This window comes from Oricola cellulosilytica, from assembly GCF_019966575.1.
GTDB classification, from domain to species: Bacteria; Pseudomonadota; Alphaproteobacteria; order Rhizobiales; family Rhizobiaceae; genus Oricola; species Oricola cellulosilytica.
On sequence record NZ_JAINFK010000001.1, the window covers coordinates 234050 to 250978 of the forward strand.

Below are 16929 nucleotides of genomic sequence, written 5' to 3' on the forward strand. Positions count from 1 at the left end.
GCCTGCTTGCGTGGCGGCATGGGCGGCATTACGTACGGACCAGCAAAACGAGAGGGGACCAATGAGCACCGTTTCGCAGCAGGAAGCGCTGGTATTCGTCATGGTGACGATGGCGGCGGCAGACTCCAACCTTTCCGAGCGCGAATTGTCGCGGATCGGCAATCTCGTCGACACGCTTCCGGTGTTCGATGGCTACAGCCGGGACCAGCTGGTCGACACCGCCAATCGCTGCACTGCGATTCTGAACGAGCCGAACGGCCTCGACAAGATTCTCGGCATCATCCGCGAAGGCGTTCCGGAGCGGCTCCACGACACGGCCTATGCCGTCGGAACCGAGATCGCCGCCGCAGATCTCCATGTCGAGCAGGAAGAGTTGCGTTTCCTGCAGATGCTGCGCGACGAACTCGACCTTGACAAGCTGGTCGTCGCGGCGATCGAGCGCTCCGCGCGTGCGCGTTTCCGGCTTCCCTGACCTGCCTGCGGCTGACGCAATCGTGAATTGCACGGTCATGCGGGCGGTCCGACATACCGGCTGTGATGATTGAATTTTCCGAAGCCACCATCCGGCTCGCTGCCTTTCTCGCGATCTTCGCGGCGATGGCGGCCTATGAGCTATGGTCGCCGCGCCTCGAACGGGCGGAGATGACGGGTGCGATGAAATCGAAACGCTGGTTCACGAATTTGTCCATGGTGGTGATCTCGTCGATATGCCTCAGGCTGCTGTTCCCGGCTGCCGCTGTGGGCACCGCGCTCTATGCGGAAAGCCGGGGCTGGGGCCTGTTTCGCCAGCTCGGTGCTCCCGCCGCGCTCGCCGGCATCGTCTCGTTCTTCATCCTCGACCTCGCTGTCTGGCTCGAACACCTTGCGAGCCACAAGATCCCGATCCTTTGGCGGATTCACAGGATGCATCACTCCGACAACGGCTTCGACGTGACGACAGCGTTGCGGTTCCACCCGCTGGAAATCGTGCTCTCGATGTTCTGGAAAGCGGCCGTGGTCATCGCGCTCGGCGCTCCGGTCGCGGCGGTTCTGGTTTTCGAGATCGTCCTCAACGGCACCTCGATGTTCAATCACTCGAACATCGACCTGCCGCAGCCGATAGACAAAGCCGTGCGCAAGATCATCGTGACGCCCGACATGCACCGCGTGCACCACTCCAGCGAAAGACGCGAAACCGATTCAAACTATGGCTTCAACTTCTCCTTCTGGGACCGGATTTTCCGCACCTATTTGCCGCAGCCGAAGCTTGGTCACAAAGACATGGAAATCGGCCTCAAGGACTACCGCGGAGCTTTCTCATCCGGTCTCGTCTGGACGCTCGGCCTTCCCTTCCGCCGGCGCTGAGCCGACGGGTCCATCGGAAAACGGATTGAGCGGGAAGTAGCGGGTGAAAATCTCACGATACGTCCCGTCCTCTTCGAGAGACTTCAGTGCCGAGTCGATTGCCTCCGCGAGGCTGGCGCTGTCCTGCCGCATGACGATGACCATGCCCCTGCCCAGGAAATGCTCCGACAGGAACGGGCCGGAGACGAAGTCGCAGCAGTCCTGCGAGGCGGTCGAGCCCAACCAGAACGCCAGGCCGACGCCGTCGGCAAAGATGAAATCGGCGTCGCCGGATAGAAGCGCCGCATGGGCATCCTCGATCGTGTCGACAGGAACCGCCGTCGCCTTGGGAAACCATGCGGCAAGCATCGCCGCATGGGCGCTCTGCGCGACAACGGCCACCTTCTTGCCAGCGGTCAGCGGCGTCATGTCGTCGGCGTCAGCGGCCCCGGCGTCCCTGCGTGCCGCAAACCGCGCGGGAAATCGGAAATAGGGCGCGGAAACCTCGCGCGTGGCGCGCAGCTCCGCCGTCACGCGATGTCCGGCGATGATCGCTTCGCCGCGCTTTCCCTCGAGGGTCGCATCGAGTTCGTCCCAGGGCATTGCCTGGATTTCGCACTTGTCCACGATATCCAGTTCCACGCACAACGCCCGGGCGAGATCGACATTGAACCCCGCCACACGGCCTTGCGCATCGGCGAAATTGAACGGCGGAAAATCGAGCGAGGTCAAAAAGCGCAAACGCGGAAGCCCAGCCAGGCTGGGCCGTGCGAGGCGTTCGTTCGGATCGAAAAACCGCGGTACGTCCTGAGCCGATGCGACACGGACATAGGGCGTCGCCGCGAGGGCAAGCGCGATCGCAAGGCCGGCGATTAACAGGGAGGGTCGATGGGTCATGATGTCGAGTAGCGCAGATTGGCGGCCCGATCCAGATCGAAGAAGGGTGTGAACCGTCACGCTGCAACCTCTGCTTGCATTTCTCTGCTTTCCTCATACACTTCTCCGCAGTATTTTTTGATGTTTGTGTGGGGATACGTTTCCGGGGGGTAGTAATTCCGGATCGAGCTGCAAGTCTGGCGCGGCGCAAGCCAAACGTCCTGATGCGTCATGAACCCATCACGGAGCGGTTGAAATCCGTGCCGCGGGCGGCTCCGCCCGACAATTCGGTTCCAGCGGCCAACCAGAATCGGCTCTGTCCCTCGGTCGCCTTTCTCCAGGAGTACAAGTTTCCCTATCGCTATCTTTCTACCGCGAACAGCGCCGCCATCAGGAACGGAACCACGGCGGCCACAGAGCTTCTGACGCGCGGCTTGATCTCCGAGGACGCGTATTATCGCACTTGGGCGGGACATCACGGACTCGACTATGTTGACCCCGAACTGGTCGGCGAGGCGCTTACGAGACGCGACCCCTCCGCTGCTCCTGCCCTCGCCCGCAGGGCGGCCTGGTGCGGGGTGGCCAACCGCGGAGTGCTGCCCCTACAGGCGCCGGCCCCGGGATCATACCATCCGGAAGCCTTCCGTTTCGGGGGAGGTCACGCGTGCGCTTCCCAAACCTCGATCACATCGCCATCGGCCCTGCGCAGCGCGCTGATCCGCAGAACCCGCCACGATCTTGCCGAGAGGGCGAGCGAGGAGCTGGCGACGAACATGCCCGAACACTCGGCAAAGTTCGGTGCGGGCGCGTGGCACGGATTTGCCATCGGCGGAGCCCTCGTCGCGACCCTTTCAGGACTGCTGATCGCGCCCGGAGGCACGCTGCTTACGGTCCATGCGGCCTTGTCGATCTTCTTCCTTTCCTGCGTACTCCTGCGCGTGGTCGCCGCGCTCGCCTATCGCCCGAGGGCCGTGTGTGAACTGCGGAAGATCCCCAACCACCGACGGCCCGTCTATTCCGTCATCGTCGCTCTTCACGAGGAAGCGCCGGTCGTTCCGGACCTTGTGCAATCGCTGAAAAGCCTTCGTTGGCCGGCATCGAAACTCGAGATCAAGCTGGTCTGCGAGGATGGAGACGCCGCCACGGCCAAGGCTCTCGTGGCCCAACGGCTGGATCGACGGTTCGAGGTCATCACCACGCCGCTTACCGGACCGCAGACCAAGCCTAAGGCCCTCAATTTCGCGATGCCGTTCTGCACCGGGGAATTCATCACGCTCTTCGACGCGGAGGACCGCCCGCATCCCGACCAACTCGAGGAGGCCTGGCAAATATTCCGAGAAAGCGACGCGGCGCTCGGCGCGCTGCAGGCGCCCCTGGTTATCGCCAACCCGCGCCACAATCTGCTGACCACCATGTTCCATCTCGAATTCGCGGCGCTGTTCCGCGGCATTTTGCAGTGGCTCGCGGATCGCGACCTTCCGATTCCCCTCGGCGGCACCTCCACCCATTTTCGGCGCGAGGCGATCGAGCGGGTCGGCGGGTGGGACGCCTACAACGTCACCGAAGACGCCGATCTCGGCTTTCGGCTTTGGCGATCGGGTTATCGTATCGGCGTCCTTACCCGGCCGACCTATGAAGACGCTCCGGAAACCGTTGCGGTGTGGCTCAGGCAACGCACGCGCTGGATCAAGGGATGGTTGCAGACCTGGATCGTCCGCACGCGCCGCGCAACGCTGCGGTGCCGCGGACAAAGGCTTTCCGCAAACCTGGTCATGCACACGCTTCTGGCGGGCACGGTGGTCTCGGCGCTGTTCTATCCCTTCACCATCGTGACGGTCGCAGCCGTGGCGCTGATTTCGGCGGCGAACGAAGGAATACGGCCCGCCTACGGATATCTGGCCATGCTCGACCTCGGCAACATCGTGCTCAGCTTCGGCGCATTCACCGCATTGTCTTTTCGCACTCTGGATCGCCGGCTGCGTGGCGTTGCGCTGAAGAGGCTGCCTGCCCTGCCCCTCTACTGGCTGCTCGGGTCGCTGGCCGGCTGGAGAGCGGTACGTCAGTATTTCTCGGAGCCGTTCCTGTGGGAAAAAACCCCGCACAAGGCGCACGACCCGGATGGCGATTTCCATCATATGTGCTAATCGAAAGCCCTGCGGGCGGGGTCATCCCGTTCCGGCCGATCCAGTTCCTGCCGTAATCCGGACCTAGCGCTACCGGCAATGTCCCGTCTCAAAGCACTTATCGAATCCCCGAAATTCGAACAGGCGATCGTTACGCTGATCATAATCAACGCCGTGACCCTTGGCTTGGAAACGTCGCCCGCCGTGATGAACGCCGCGGGGACGCTGATCGTCGCGTTGGATCGCGCGATTCTTGCCGTCTTCGTTGTCGAACTGCTCGCCAAATTCATCGTCTACCGGCTCGATTTCTTCCGCAGCCCCTGGCGGATCTTCGACCTTCTCGTCGTCAGCATCGCGCTGATGCCGGCCACCGGCGCGTTCTCGGTGTTGCGTGCGCTGCGCATCCTGCGCGTCATGCGCCTCGTCAGCGTCGTACCGTCGCTGCGGCGGGTCATCGGCGGCCTCCTCGCCGCACTTCCCGGCATGGGCTCGATCCTGCTGCTGCTCGGCCTGTTCTTCTACGTCTTCTCGGTGATGGCGACGAAGCTCTTCGGCGCCGCTTTCCCGGAATGGTTCGGCACCATCCCCGCGTCGGCCTATTCGCTTTTCCAGGTCATGACGCTGGAGAGCTGGTCGATGGGTATCGTCCGGCCGGTCATGGAGGTGTTCCCGTGGGCATGGGCATTCTTCATCCCGTTCATCCTCTGCACCACCTTCACCGTGCTCAACCTGTTCATCGGTGTCGTGGTGTCGGCGATGCAGAAGGAGCACGACGAGGAGGCTGCCAGCGATCGCGCGTCACTGCATGACGAACAGGCGGTCATTCTGGAGGAAATCGGCAAGCTGCGTACCGAGATACGGGCGCTGCGCGGCCGCGACCTTGCGGACTAGCGGAAGTGCTTTGACAGCTTCAGGCCCTGGGCCTGGTAGTTCGACTTGAGATCGACGCCATACAGCGCGTCGGGCCGCTTCTCCATCCTTTCATAGACGAGGCGCCCGACGGTCTGGCCGTCCTCCAGAACGAACGGTACCTCGTGACTGCGCACCTCGAGGACGGCGCGGCTTCCCGACCCTCCGGCGGCGGTGTGGCCGAATCCGGGATCGAAAAAGCCGGCATAGTGGACGCGGAATTCGCCGACCAGTGGATCGAACGGGGTCATCTCGGCGGCATAGAACGGTGGTACATGCACCGCCTCGCGCGACACAAGAATATAGAACTCATCTGGATCGAGGATCAGTTCCTTGCGGTCGCGCACATGCAGCGGCTCCCAGAAATCGAGCACGTCGTGGGCGCCGCGCTTGTCGACATCGACGACCGCCGTATGATGCTTTCCCCGGTAGCCGACAAGGCCGTTCTCGTCGCCGGTCAGATCGACCGAAACTGCGATCCCGGCATCGGTGATGATCGGATCGTCGCCGGCGACCAGCGTCTCGGCGGCGTGCAACTCGCCGAGCGCCGCAGCGCCGAGGATCGTTGCCGCCGATCGGAACCGCACCTGGGAAAGCCGCGAACCCGCCCGTACGACGATCGGGAAGGTGCGCGGGCTGACCTCGAGATAGAGCGGGCCGTGATAGCCGGCCGGAATCTTGTCGAACTCAATCCCGTGGTCGGTCATGACCCGGGTGAAGATGTCGAGCCTCCCGGTGGAACTCTTCGGGTTCGCCGAGGCGGCGATGCCGTCCGGCAGGGCCAGCGCCTCGAGCAGCGGCACGATGTAGACACAGCCGGTCTCGAGCACCGCTCCCCGGCGCAGGTCGATCTCGTGCAACTTCAGCTGGTCGAGCTTGTCGGTGACCTTGCACCCGCGGCCCGGCATGAAACTCGCTCGGACGCGATAAGCCGTCTCGCCCAGACGCAGGTCGAGGCTCGCCGGCTGAATCTGGTCGGCGTCGAGGGGCCGATCCGCCGTCAGCGCGGATGCGTCAAAAAGCGCCCGGATGGCGCTGTCCGGCAGGATGCCGCCAGAATGTTCCACACACAGGTCCTCCGTCGCGGCGCACCATCAGCGAGTGCATTTGTTGACGCAAGCGCCGCCAAGCCTTATGGACAGGTAAGTTTCGTGGTGATTTGGCCGGTCGGCTTGCAGCCACGTAAAACAACTCGCTAAAAGGCCGCGGACCATGCCATGGGGTATGTATCAACCGGTTTTGCGGCGACGCGAGGCCGGTTTTTTGTATGGAGAAGCGACATGGGAACTGATTGGCGCACACGGGGGCCGGCGACGCAAATGGTCCATGGCGGCACGCTTCGCTCGCAGTTCGGCGAGACGTCGGAGGCGATGTTCCTGACCCAGGGTTTCGTCTATGACAGCGCCGAGGCAGCCGAGGCACGCTTCAAGGGCGACGATGACGGCTTCATCTATTCGCGCTACGCCAATCCCACCAACGAGATGTTCGAGCAGCGCATGTGCGTGCTCGAAGGTGCGGAAGCCGCCCGCTCCACCTCTTCCGGCATGGCCGCCGTCGCCGCGTCTCTCCTCTGTCAGCTTTCCGCCGGCGACCATGTGGTCGCGGCCCGCGCGCTGTTCGGCTCCTGCCGCTGGATCGTCGAGACGCTGCTGCCGCGCTACGGCATCGAGACGACGCTAGTCGACGGCACCGATCCGGCCACATGGGAGCGCGCGGTGCGCATGAACACCAAGGTGTTCTTCTTCGAAAGCCCGACCAACCCGACCCTCGAGGTCATCGATATCGGTCATGTCGTGGCCGTCGCACGTTCGATCGGCGCCAAGGTGGTGCTCGACAATGTGTTCGCAACGCCGATTCTGCAGAAGCCGCTGGAACTTGGTGTCGACATCGTCGTCTATTCGACCACCAAGCATATCGACGGCCAGGGCCGGTGTCTCGGCGGCGTGGTTCTGGCGGACCAGGAATGGATAGACGAGAAACTCCACGACTATTACCGCCACACCGGACCGTCGATGAGCCCCTTCAATGCGTGGGTCATGCTGAAGGGCCTGGAAACGCTGCCGCTGCGGGTGAAGGCCCAGACCGAGACCGCCGGCAGGATCGCCGACTTTCTCGCCGAACGTAACGAGGTCTCGCGCGTTCTCTATCCCGGGCGGCCGGACCACCCGCAGGCCAACATCATTCCCAAACAGATGAAGGGTGGGTCGACCTTGGTCGCCTTCGAGCTGAAAGGCGGCAAGAAGGCGGCATTCGCGTTCGAGAACGCGCTGCGGATCGTCCGCATCTCCAACAATCTCGGTGACGCCAAGAGCCTCGTCACGCATCCGGCGACGACGACTCACAAGAACCTCGCCGAAGACGCCCGCGCCGATCTCGGCATCAGCGACGGACTGGTGCGGCTGTCGATTGGGCTGGAGGATACGGAGGATCTGCTGGCCGATTTCGACCAGGCGCTGGAAGCGGCGCGCTAGTCAGGAGCAGTGCATCCGCACGAGTTGCTCGAAGATCGCCAGGCCGGAGGGGATGATCGCGTCGGGGAAGTCGTAATCCGGATTGTGCAGTTGCGGGCATGTCTCGCCGGCCCCCAGCACGAAGAACGCTGACGGCGCAACCCCTGAAAACACGCCGAAATCCTCCGACCAGCGGAACGGCTTCCGGTTTTCGGTCGAGGGGGTGCCGGTCGCGTCGAGGGCGGTGCGCACCATGGCCGTCGCCGCAGCATCGTTGAAACAGGCCGCGAACCGCTCGGATCTCTCCATCGCAAACTTCAGGCAGGCGTCGGCAGCGACTGACCCGGCCAGGTCCTCGGCAGCCTCCATGAGCCGTTCCTGCAAGGCATCGGTTTCCGATCGCAGCGTCGCCATGATCCGCGCCTCGCCCGGCGCGATACCGAAGGCGGGATCGCCGAGACGGGCATGGGACAGCGTCACGAGCCCCTCGCCCGGCCGCATGCCGAGCTTCGCCGGAAGGTTCGGCAGGCCGGTCACAAGCTCGGTCATCGCCCGCGCCGGGCTGCGGCCGTCCTCCGGATGGGCCGCGTGCGACGTCCATCCCGTTAAGTCGACCGCCAGGCCTTCGGACGCGAAACAGAAGGCCCCGTCGCGAATGGCCGCATGGCCGAGCGGCATGCCGGGCAGATTGTGCAGGCCGAAGGCGAAATCCGGTCTGATGCCCGCAAAGCGAGCGTCATCGACCACCGCACGCGCGCCCGCCCCGGTTTCCTCTGCAGGTTGAAACAGAAGCACGACCCGTCCGCACTTGGGACGGTCGGCCTGCAACCGTTTCGCCAACCCGCACAGGATCGCCATGTGCCCGTCATGGCCGCACATATGTCCCTTTCCTGGAAGGTTGGAGCGCCATTCGGGCGTCCCGGTCTCGTGGATCGGCAGGGCATCGAGCTCGCAGCGAAACAGAACAGCCGGGCCGGGCGCCCCACTGTCGAAAATCCCTGCGACGCCATGGCCCCCGAGGCCTTCGACGATCTCGTCCGCTCCGCATCCGCGCAGCCAGTCCGCCATGCGGCGGGCCGTCGCCTTCTCCTCGCCGGAAATTTCCGGCGCGCGGTGCAGACTGTGCCGAAGCGCTGTCAGTTCCGCAATGAAATCGGCTTCATATTGCAGGGTCAGGGTCCCGGTCATGGTTCAACCCAACAGCCGTCCGGTCATCACGATGCGCGACAAGGCGGTGTAGAAGCATATCGCCGCGAAAAGATAGGCCAGCGCCGGAAACCATTCCGGAACGAGGCAGGCCAGCACGAACACCGCAAGCGTCTCGGTCGCCTCGGCGAGGCCGGTGCTGAAAAAGAAGGACTTCGCCGACTTCTCGCGCGAGGCGAGGTCGTTCTTCTCCGCCATGATCGCGAAGGCGAGAAAGCTCGCGCCGTTCACGTAGAACGAGAAGATCAGCACCGCGCCGGGGATCGCGTTGGCCTGCGGGTCGGCGAGAACGAAGCCGAGCGGAATCGCACCGTAGAAGGCGAAATCGAGGACGATGTCGAGATACCCGCCGAAATCCGTCTTGCCCTTGACCCGCGCCACCGCGCCGTCAAGGCCGTCGAAAAGGCGGCTGGCGAGCACCAGCGCCAGCCCGGCGAGATAGGCTTGTGCGGCGATCGAGGCGGCCGCCGCCAATCCGAGGACAAGGCCGGCGACCGTCACCGTGTTGGCGGTGACGCCTGCTGCGGCAACGCGTCTGGCGATAGGATCGATCAACAGGTCGATCTTGGGGCGCAGTCTGTCGTCCAGCATCTCGTCTGCTCCTAGCGCGATTGAACGGCCATACGCCGGGCGGCGGCAAATGTCATGCCCACCCTCCGCGTCACGCGCAAATCAGCAACGTGTGAGGGAGCGCCGTGTTGCCTTCTCATCCACCGGTCGATGGGCTAAGTCAGAAAAATGTACCGCGCCCAAACAGACGGGATCGAGATCACGGTCGAACCGCATTATCTGGACGAGCAGTCGGAACCGGAGGCGCATCGATATGTCTGGGCCTATACGATCGTGATCGTCAATGAATCCAACAGCACCGTGGAACTCGAGACCCGTTTCTGGCGGATCACGAACGCCGTCGGACAGGTCGAGGAAGTCGAGGGACCGGGCGTTGTCGGCGAACATCCCGTTCTCGCACCGGGGGACAGCTACCAGTACACGTCGGGATGCCCGCTCAACACGCCGTCCGGAACGATGGTCGGCTATTACGTGATGCGCCGCGACGACGGCACACGCTTCACCGTGAACATTCCCGCGTTCTCCCTCGATCTCCCCGACCCGATGCGGACGCTAAATTGATCTCTGCAATCGACGTCAGGCCGGTCATTCTGGTGACGGGCATCCTGCTGACCACGCTTGGGGCGGCGATGCTCATACCGGCCCTCGTCGACGCCATTGCCGGAAATCCGGATTGGCAGGTCTTTGCCGCCTCGTCCGCCGCGACGACGCTTGTCGGCGTGACGTTCTATGCGGCCACGCGCGGCCTGTCGCGAAGCCTTTCTACCCGCCAGGCCATGCTTATGACGGTCGTGGTGTGGGTGGCGCTCGTCACGGCCGGGGCGCTTCCGTTCCGCTGGTCTGGCATTGTCCCCACTTATACCGATGCTTTCTTCGAGGCGATGTCGGGGCTGACAACGACCGGGGCGACAGTCATTGTGGGTCTTGACGAAGCGCCTCCGGGCATCCTGCTCTGGCGCGGCATGCTGCAATGGCTGGGGGGGCTAGGCATCATCGTCATGGCGGTCGCCGTCCTGCCTATGCTGCAGATCGGCGGCATGCAGGTCTTCAAGGCCGAAGCGTTCGACACGCCGGAAAAGATCCTCCCCCGCGCAACACAGATTTCCGGCTCGATGACCCTCATCTTTGTGGCTTTCACGGCCGCCTGCGCCATTTCCTACATCGTCGCCGGGATGCAGCCGGGCGAAGCGCTCATCCACGCGATGACGACTGTTGCGACCGGCGGATTTTCTACCCGCGATTCCTCTATCGGTTTCTACCAGGCGCCCGCAATCGAATGGATTGCGATCGTGTTCATGCTGGCAGGCTCGATCCCCTTCCTGATCTATGTGCAGGTGCTCCAGGGGCGGCCCATCGCTCTGTGGCGGGATCAGCAGGTTCGAACCTTTCTTGCGGCGGTGCTGCTGCTCACACTTATCGGCTGGCTGATTGCAGTCGCCAGCCGGTTCTATCCGTCGCAAGGCGAGGCTTTCCGGACCGCCGCCTTCAACGTGGTGTCGATCATGACAGGCACCGGCTACGCCTCTGCGGATTACGGAAGCTGGAGCACGCAAGCGATCGCCTTCTTCTTCATCATCATGTTCATCGGCGGCTGCGCCGGCTCGACCTCGTGCGGCATCAAGATCTTTCGTTTCCAGGTCCTGTTTGGCGAAGTGCGCGAGCGGCTCGCCCGCGTGCTGTACCCCCACGGCGTGTTTGTGAAGCGTTTCAACGGGCGCGCGCTGGACGATCGCGTTCCGCTCGCCGTCACGACCTTCGTGTTTCTCTACCTGGCGGCCTTCGCCGTGATATCCGTAGCGTTGCGGGCAACAGGACTCGATCTTCTGACGGCCGTGTCGGGAGCGGGATCGGCGATCTCGAATGTCGGGCCTGGCCTCGGTCCGATCATCGGCCCGACCGGCACCTATCAGCCGCTGAACGACACGGCCAAGTGGCTGCTTTCCTTCGCCATGCTTCTCGGCAGGCTCGAATTGTTCACCGTGCTTGTGCTTTTCCTGCCGCGCTTCTGGCGGACATAGCGCGTCGGCTTTGGGTGGATAAGTTTTTTGCTTGTTTTTCTCTAACTCGTTGGCCCGTCTCGTTATTTTATTTTTTCCGCCCGGGTTCCATCCACACCTCTGACACCTCGTGCATACTTGCCGGACGTCCCTCCACGGGAAGCCGGGTTCATGGACCGGATGGCCAGGCGGAGGGATGCGGTGCCGGCTGGGGCGTGCGGTTCACGCCTGGCAAGAGCTTACGGCCGGGCCCTAGCCTTCAGCTTTTCGGCCGGTCCTACGGGACCGCGAGCCGTGGCCGGGAGGCGGGTGAGCAGCCGGCGGGCGGTCGATCCGATCGCACCAAACCATTCATAGAAGCGTGACGACGACCGCCCGCTTCCCATCCCGCCATGACGCCCCGGTTGGCGAAGCCGATCCGGGATAGCGAGTCATGGCCAGCAGGAAAATTTCAATGGCCAGACTGGAGACGGGGCGTGGCAATGGAGAGGCACGCCCTAAGGGGCCTGCCAGCAAGCGAAGCGAAGCTTAAGGGCGGGACAGATAACGGCCCATCAGCGAGGGCGTGGCCCGAAGCTTAAGGATGGGACAGACTCGGCCCGCCAGCGACGAATGGAATGAGGAGCTTAAGGGCGGGAAAAAGAACCGGTGTGGCAACGGAGCGGCGTGCGTCACTCCCCGGCGGACAGCGCCTTTTGGCCCTCGCGCCGGCCGTAGAGCGCGATCAGCGCAAGCCGGATGTCATAGCCGATGCCGATCAGGGCGGGCACCAGGAAGAGGACCAGCAATGTCGCCATCGCCAGGCCGAACACCATGGTTATCGCCATCGGCATCAGGAACTGCGCCTGCAGGCTCTTCTCGAAGAGCAGCGGAATCAGGCCGCCGATCGTCGTCAGCGATGTCAGCAGAACCGCACGCAACCGGTCGCGGCTTGCCCCGATACAGGCCTCGTCGACCTCCTCGCCCGATCGAAGCCGCTCGTCGTAGCGCGAGACGAGAATGATAGAGTCGTTCACGAGGATGCCGGCCAGCCCCAAAAGGCCGATCATCGAAAGGATCGTGAGTTGATAGCCGAGCAGCCAATGTCCGATGACGGCTCCAACCACGCCAAACGGGATGATCAGCATTACCGCGAAGGGACGGAAGTAACTGCCGAACACCCACGCCAAGATGATGTAAACCACCGAAAGCGCGACGAGCGTGCCCACGCCGAGGTCTTGGAAGGCCTCGCGCTGCTCTCGGCTGCGGCCGCCGAATTCGTACTCGATGCCATATTTGCGGGCGATCGCCTCGAGAGCCCCCCTCGCTTCGAGTTGCTCGACCACGCCGTCGGTGGTGTTGACGTCGTTGTCGATATCCCCGGTTACCGAGATCGTCGTCTTGCCCTCACGCCGCTGGATTGCCGCGAAGCCCTGTGTCTCGCGCAGATTCACGATCTCCGTCAGCGGCACGTATTCACCGCCCGGGCTCTTCAGCTGCATGCTGCGCAGCGCCGCCGTGCCCTCCTCGCGCATCACCTGATCGACGCGGATCGCCACCTCGTCGTCGCCGCGCGCGAAACGGTGCGGAACGACACCTTCGAATGCCGCTCGGATCTGCGACCCCACCGCGTCGAGGCTGAATCCGAGCGCAGCGCCGCGCGGCTTGAGGGTCATCACCAGTTCCGGCTTGCCGTAGGGCAGGTCATCCTCGACGCCGGACACTCCGCGAATCGCGCCGACCAGCGGAACGACCTCCGCCGCAGCCTGCTTGAGCACGCCGATCGACGTTCCCTTGAGCTCGACATCGATGTCGGCTCCGGGAGGCCCCCCGCGCGTCTGCTGGATCGAGAACCGCTGAACACCCGGGATCTGCGGCGCGGCCCTGCGCCAGGCACGCACGATATCGGGCGTACGCACCGTGCGTTCCTCCGATGTCGTCAACTGGACCTTGATGCGGCCGAGATTGTCGCCCTGCTGGCGGCCCGAAGAGCCCAATGTCGCGAAAGTCGCCCGGATGAGGCTCGGCCCTTCGCCCCGCAATTCCTCATCGGCCTGCCACAGCGCATCCTCGATCCGGTTCAGCGCCGCGACCGCATCGTCTTCCGGAATACCCGCATTGAAGATCACGCTGCCGCGAATGTTCTCCGACTCCGGCGAAGGGAAGAAGACGAAGCCGACATGTCCGCCGCCATAGAGGCCGCGCGCGAATATTAGAACCAGACCGACGGCGATCGCCACCGTGACGTAACGCCAGCGGAAGGAAAGCGTCACAAGGGCGTTGAACAGTCCGTTGCGGAACCGATCGAACCCGCGATCGAACCTGCGCCGGAACCAGCTTTCCTGCTCATCGGAATCTCCCCGGCTGCGTCCGAACGCCGCAAGTGCGTAGAACAACGCCTCGATCACCGTCGCGAGAACGAGCGCTCCGGCAGCCACGGCCAGCGACGCGGCAAACGGAGTCAGGCTCTGGCGCCATGCGTCCAGCTCCGCCAGAAGCGGCAGGCCAGCAAGCGCGCCACCTTCCCCACCCGCGCGAGTCACGAAGGCGACGGCAAAGGTCGTCAGAATGAGCGCAACGATGAACTGCCGCCAGTACGACCAGCGCAAACCGCGGCGTCCGTTCATCGAATGCGACAAATGCCCGGGAAGGATCAGGAAACACTCGATCAGGCTTGCCAGCGCGACGGCGATGACGACGAAGGGCATGGCCCCCATGATCTGACCGATATGGCCGGTGACGAGCAGGATGGGCGAAAAGGTCGCGATTGTCGTCGTTACTGCCGCCGTCACCGGGATCAGCATATGCCCCACGCCGTTTTCGGCGGCCGTCACCGGATCTTCCCCGAGACGTAGACGCGTGTCGGTATGCTCTCCGACAACGATCGCGTCATCGACGATGACCCCGAGCATCATGATCAGCGCGAAAAGCGAGATCATGTTGATGGACTGGCCGCTCACATACATCAGGCCAATCGTCGCCAGCAGCGCGACGGGGATTCCCGCCGCTACCCAGAATGCGATACGCGCATTCAGGAAGATGAAGAGGACGATGACCACCAGCACCAGACCGCCCATGCCGTTCTTGACGAGAAGCATGATGCGCTCGCCAAGCGCATCGGCGCGCACCTCGTAGATCTGGAGTTCAAGCCCGTCCGGCAATTGCGGCCGCAGTTCCGCAATGTAATCCTGAAGGATGCGGTTGGCGGTCAAAGTGTCGGTCTGGTCCGATCGCATGATGTCGAGTTCGATTGCGCCGCCGGACCGCGAGAGCCCGCGCACGCCACCGTCCTCGAAACCCGCGCGGATGCGCGCGATATCGGACAGGAGAACCTTCTCTCCGCCGGCGAAGGATTTGACCTCCACCAAGCCAAGACTTCGCGGGGATTCAACATCCGCGAGCGTACGCAGTTGGCGGTCGATCCGACCCTGGAGATTTCCGGATGGGCGGTCGCGGCTGTTCGAGCGAATTGCCTGCCCGACGTCCTCGACCGTGATCCCCAAGCGCCGCAGTTCACGTTCCGGAACCGATACCTGCAGTTCCGGATCGCGCAACCCGGTAAAGGTCACGCGGTCGACGCCGCGGGCGAGCAGATCGTCGCGGATCTTCTTCCCCCAGAAGCGTAGATCTTCCTCGGGAATATCGCCGCTGATCGACGCGGATGCGATGCGGTCGAACCACCGCGAGCGCGTAATTGTGGCGTCTTCGGCCTCTTCGGGAAGAGTCGCGAGAGCCTTCACGGCTGTCTCCACGTCGGCAACAGCCTTTTGCATGTCGTGGCCCTCGACGAAGGTCAGCGTGATCGACGCCGCTCCTTCCCGGGCATAGGAATTCATCTCCTTGACGCCGTCGAGATACCGGACTGCCGGCTCGGTCAGGGCAAGGATGTTGGTTTCCACATCCTCGGCGCTCGCGCCCGACCATGGAATGGAAATCGAAACGGTCGAGGTTTCGACGGTGGGAAAGAACTGCGTGTCGATGCGCGCCAATGCGAAGGCGCCGAACACGACCATCAGCACCATCAGCAGATTTGCCGCATTGGGGTGGCGAATGAAGGTGGAAACCAACCCCCGTCCGCGCGCGAACGGAGCGACGTTCATTCGTCCGCCCCGGATGCGCGTGGCTGCAAGTCGTCCGGCAAGGTCACTTTCAGGCCGTTTTCGATCCGCGAGAGCCTGCTCGTCAGTACCTGGTCGCCGGGTTCTAGCCCGGACTGCACGATGACGTCGGCGCCATCGAACGCCGCCACCTTCACTTCGCGGCGCTGCAACTCCCTTTCCACAACGAGGTACACACTATCGCCGTCGTAGATAGCAGTTTCCGGAAGACGGTAACCGTCCTCGTAAAGACGGTCGGGCAAGGACACCTCAACAAAGGCGCCCGGGCGGATCTGAACACCGGTATCGCCCCCGGTAAGACGGGCGTATACGTCCACGCCGCCCCGGGCCGAAGCCACTTCGGCGCCGATGCGAACAACCTCGGCATGATAGCTGTAATCGACTCCACCGACCGTCCAGATCAGTTCCACTCCGCGGCCGATCAGCGGATCGGTGTCGGTCGCGACACGGCCATATTGCGCGTCCGTCAGCGTGAAACGCGCTTCGAGCGCCTCGTCATCATAGAGCGAGACGGCTACATCGTTCGGCGAAACGATACGTCCGACTTCTACCGCCGAACTGCGGATCACTCCGGAGAACGGGGCGACAACGGTCGTTTTCTCGAGGTTCCGCTGGGCCTGACGCACGTTCCATGCGAGCCGGTCACGGGTCGCCAGTTGCTGTTCAAGGCCAGCCTGTTCGATCAGGAGGTTATTGCGGCGTGTGCTGACGGCTTGCTCCCGCTGGCTCACGATCAGCTCGCGGTCCTCGACCTGCTTTGCCGTCAGCGCACCCGTTTCGGAAAGCCGTGCGGCTCTTTCGAGATCACCGCGCGCCAGTTCAAGCTGGTTTTCTGCAAAGGCGAGTTGTTCGGTCTCGGCATTGAGACGTGCCCGGAACTGGGAAATGGCGGCTTCCGTTTGAGCTAGGTTAGCCTGCGCTTCCGTCAACTGGCCTTCGTAGCTGAACCTGTCGACTGTAAAGAGCGTCTCGCCCTCCGTGACGCGGGATCCGGCACGAAGGGACGGGTTGACGGATATCACCTCGCCGCCGACCGCAGGTCGGATATCGACGGAACGCGCCGCCAGTATTTCGCCGAAAAGCCTGATCGTGGGTCGTTCAGCCGCGGGAAAGGCCGCAACTGCGTCGACCGGTATGGCGTTCTCCGTCTGCGGCCGTGCGGTGCGTTCCGGCTTGGCAGCAAGAAGCATGTTCATGACCCACGCCGAAACGGCGAGTACCCCAAACATCAGGATTGCCTGAAAGATCGCGCGAACCAGACCGGTCGCTGCAAACCCGTGCGACTCCGACGGTTTCTTCCGGTCTCTCGATACGCCGGAAGACGTATCTCTGTCGCGCGATTCAACGGCTTTGAGCATCACAACGCCTTTCGCATGGC

The 16929-nt window shown here is 63.3% G+C and carries 13 protein-coding genes and 1 riboswitch; of the genes, 7 read left to right on the forward strand and 6 right to left on the reverse strand.

All coding sequences use genetic code 11. The features are described from left to right. The first annotated feature begins 61 nt into the window (after positions 1-61). Positions 62-472, forward strand: coding sequence for a tellurite resistance TerB family protein (locus LC298_RS01060; RefSeq protein ID WP_223385484.1), 411 nt, complete (start codon positions 62-64; stop codon positions 470-472). A gap of 65 nt (positions 473-537) precedes the next feature. Beyond that, on the forward strand, positions 538-1344 hold the full coding sequence (locus tag LC298_RS01065; protein ID WP_131565448.1) for a sterol desaturase family protein: 807 nt from the start codon (positions 538-540) through the stop codon (positions 1342-1344). Here the strand turns inward: LC298_RS01065 and LC298_RS01070 are convergent. Then, positions 1297-2280, reverse strand: a complete 984-nt coding sequence (locus LC298_RS01070) for a transporter substrate-binding domain-containing protein (RefSeq protein ID WP_131565446.1) — start codon at positions 2278-2280, stop codon at positions 1297-1299. The two genes, LC298_RS01065 and LC298_RS01070, sit on opposite strands and share 48 nt — an antisense overlap. A gap of 143 nt (positions 2281-2423) precedes the next feature. Here LC298_RS01070 and LC298_RS01075 point away from each other — a divergent pair, with 143 nt between their 5' ends. Together LC298_RS01075 and LC298_RS01080 are read left to right on the forward strand one after the other, a co-directional pair. Further along, positions 2424-4343 (forward strand): glycosyltransferase family 2 protein, encoded by a 1920-nt coding sequence (locus tag LC298_RS01075; RefSeq protein WP_131565444.1) that lies wholly within the window; start codon positions 2424-2426, stop codon positions 4341-4343. A gap of 78 nt (positions 4344-4421) precedes the next feature. Then, entirely contained in the window at positions 4422-5213 is a 792-nt protein-coding gene (locus tag LC298_RS01080) for an ion transporter (RefSeq protein ID WP_131565442.1), read from the forward strand. Here the strand turns inward: LC298_RS01080 and LC298_RS01085 are convergent. Beyond that, entirely contained in the window at positions 5210-6298 is a 1089-nt protein-coding gene (locus LC298_RS01085) for a 2'-deoxycytidine 5'-triphosphate deaminase (RefSeq protein WP_199223178.1), read from the reverse strand. The genes LC298_RS01080 and LC298_RS01085 overlap by 4 nt on opposite strands. A gap of 74 nt (positions 6299-6372) precedes the next feature. After that, positions 6373-6450, forward strand: a riboswitch (SAM riboswitch). Positions 6451-6511: 61 nt separating this feature from the next. Between LC298_RS01085 and LC298_RS01090 the strand changes: the two genes are divergently transcribed. Further along, positions 6512-7702, forward strand: coding sequence for an O-succinylhomoserine sulfhydrylase (locus LC298_RS01090; protein WP_131565438.1), 1191 nt, complete (start codon positions 6512-6514; stop codon positions 7700-7702). On the opposite strand, the gene LC298_RS01095 is transcribed toward LC298_RS01090, so the two are convergent. Continuing rightward, positions 7703-8869, reverse strand: coding sequence for an amidohydrolase (locus tag LC298_RS01095; RefSeq protein ID WP_131565437.1), 1167 nt, complete (start codon positions 8867-8869; stop codon positions 7703-7705). Between the two features lie 3 nt (positions 8870-8872). Beyond that, positions 8873-9478 carry a CDP-alcohol phosphatidyltransferase family protein gene (locus tag LC298_RS01100; protein ID WP_131565435.1) on the reverse strand — a complete coding sequence of 202 codons (606 nt, stop codon included), beginning with the start codon at positions 9476-9478 and terminating at the stop codon, positions 8873-8875. Between the two features lie 147 nt (positions 9479-9625). Between LC298_RS01100 and apaG the strand changes: the two genes are divergently transcribed. After that, complete coding sequence (gene apaG, locus LC298_RS01105) at positions 9626-10018, forward strand: Co2+/Mg2+ efflux protein ApaG (protein WP_131565433.1); 393 nt, start codon at positions 9626-9628, stop codon at positions 10016-10018. Beyond that, positions 10015-11475: a TrkH family potassium uptake protein gene (locus LC298_RS01110; protein WP_223385485.1), complete on the forward strand. Its 1461-nt coding sequence runs from the start codon at positions 10015-10017 to the stop codon at positions 11473-11475. Before apaG ends, LC298_RS01110 begins: the two co-directional genes overlap by 4 nt. Positions 11476-12125: 650 nt before the next feature. Here the strand turns inward: LC298_RS01110 and LC298_RS01115 are convergent. Then, a complete protein-coding gene (locus LC298_RS01115) occupies positions 12126-15533 on the reverse strand; it encodes an efflux RND transporter permease subunit (RefSeq protein WP_131565431.1) in 3408 nt (1135 codons plus the stop codon). Beyond that, positions 15530-16909 carry an efflux RND transporter periplasmic adaptor subunit gene (locus LC298_RS01120; RefSeq protein ID WP_131565429.1) on the reverse strand — a complete coding sequence of 460 codons (1380 nt, stop codon included), beginning with the start codon at positions 16907-16909 and terminating at the stop codon, positions 15530-15532. The genes LC298_RS01115 and LC298_RS01120 overlap by 4 nt, the downstream gene beginning before the upstream one ends. Between the last annotated feature and the right edge of the window lie 20 nt (positions 16910-16929).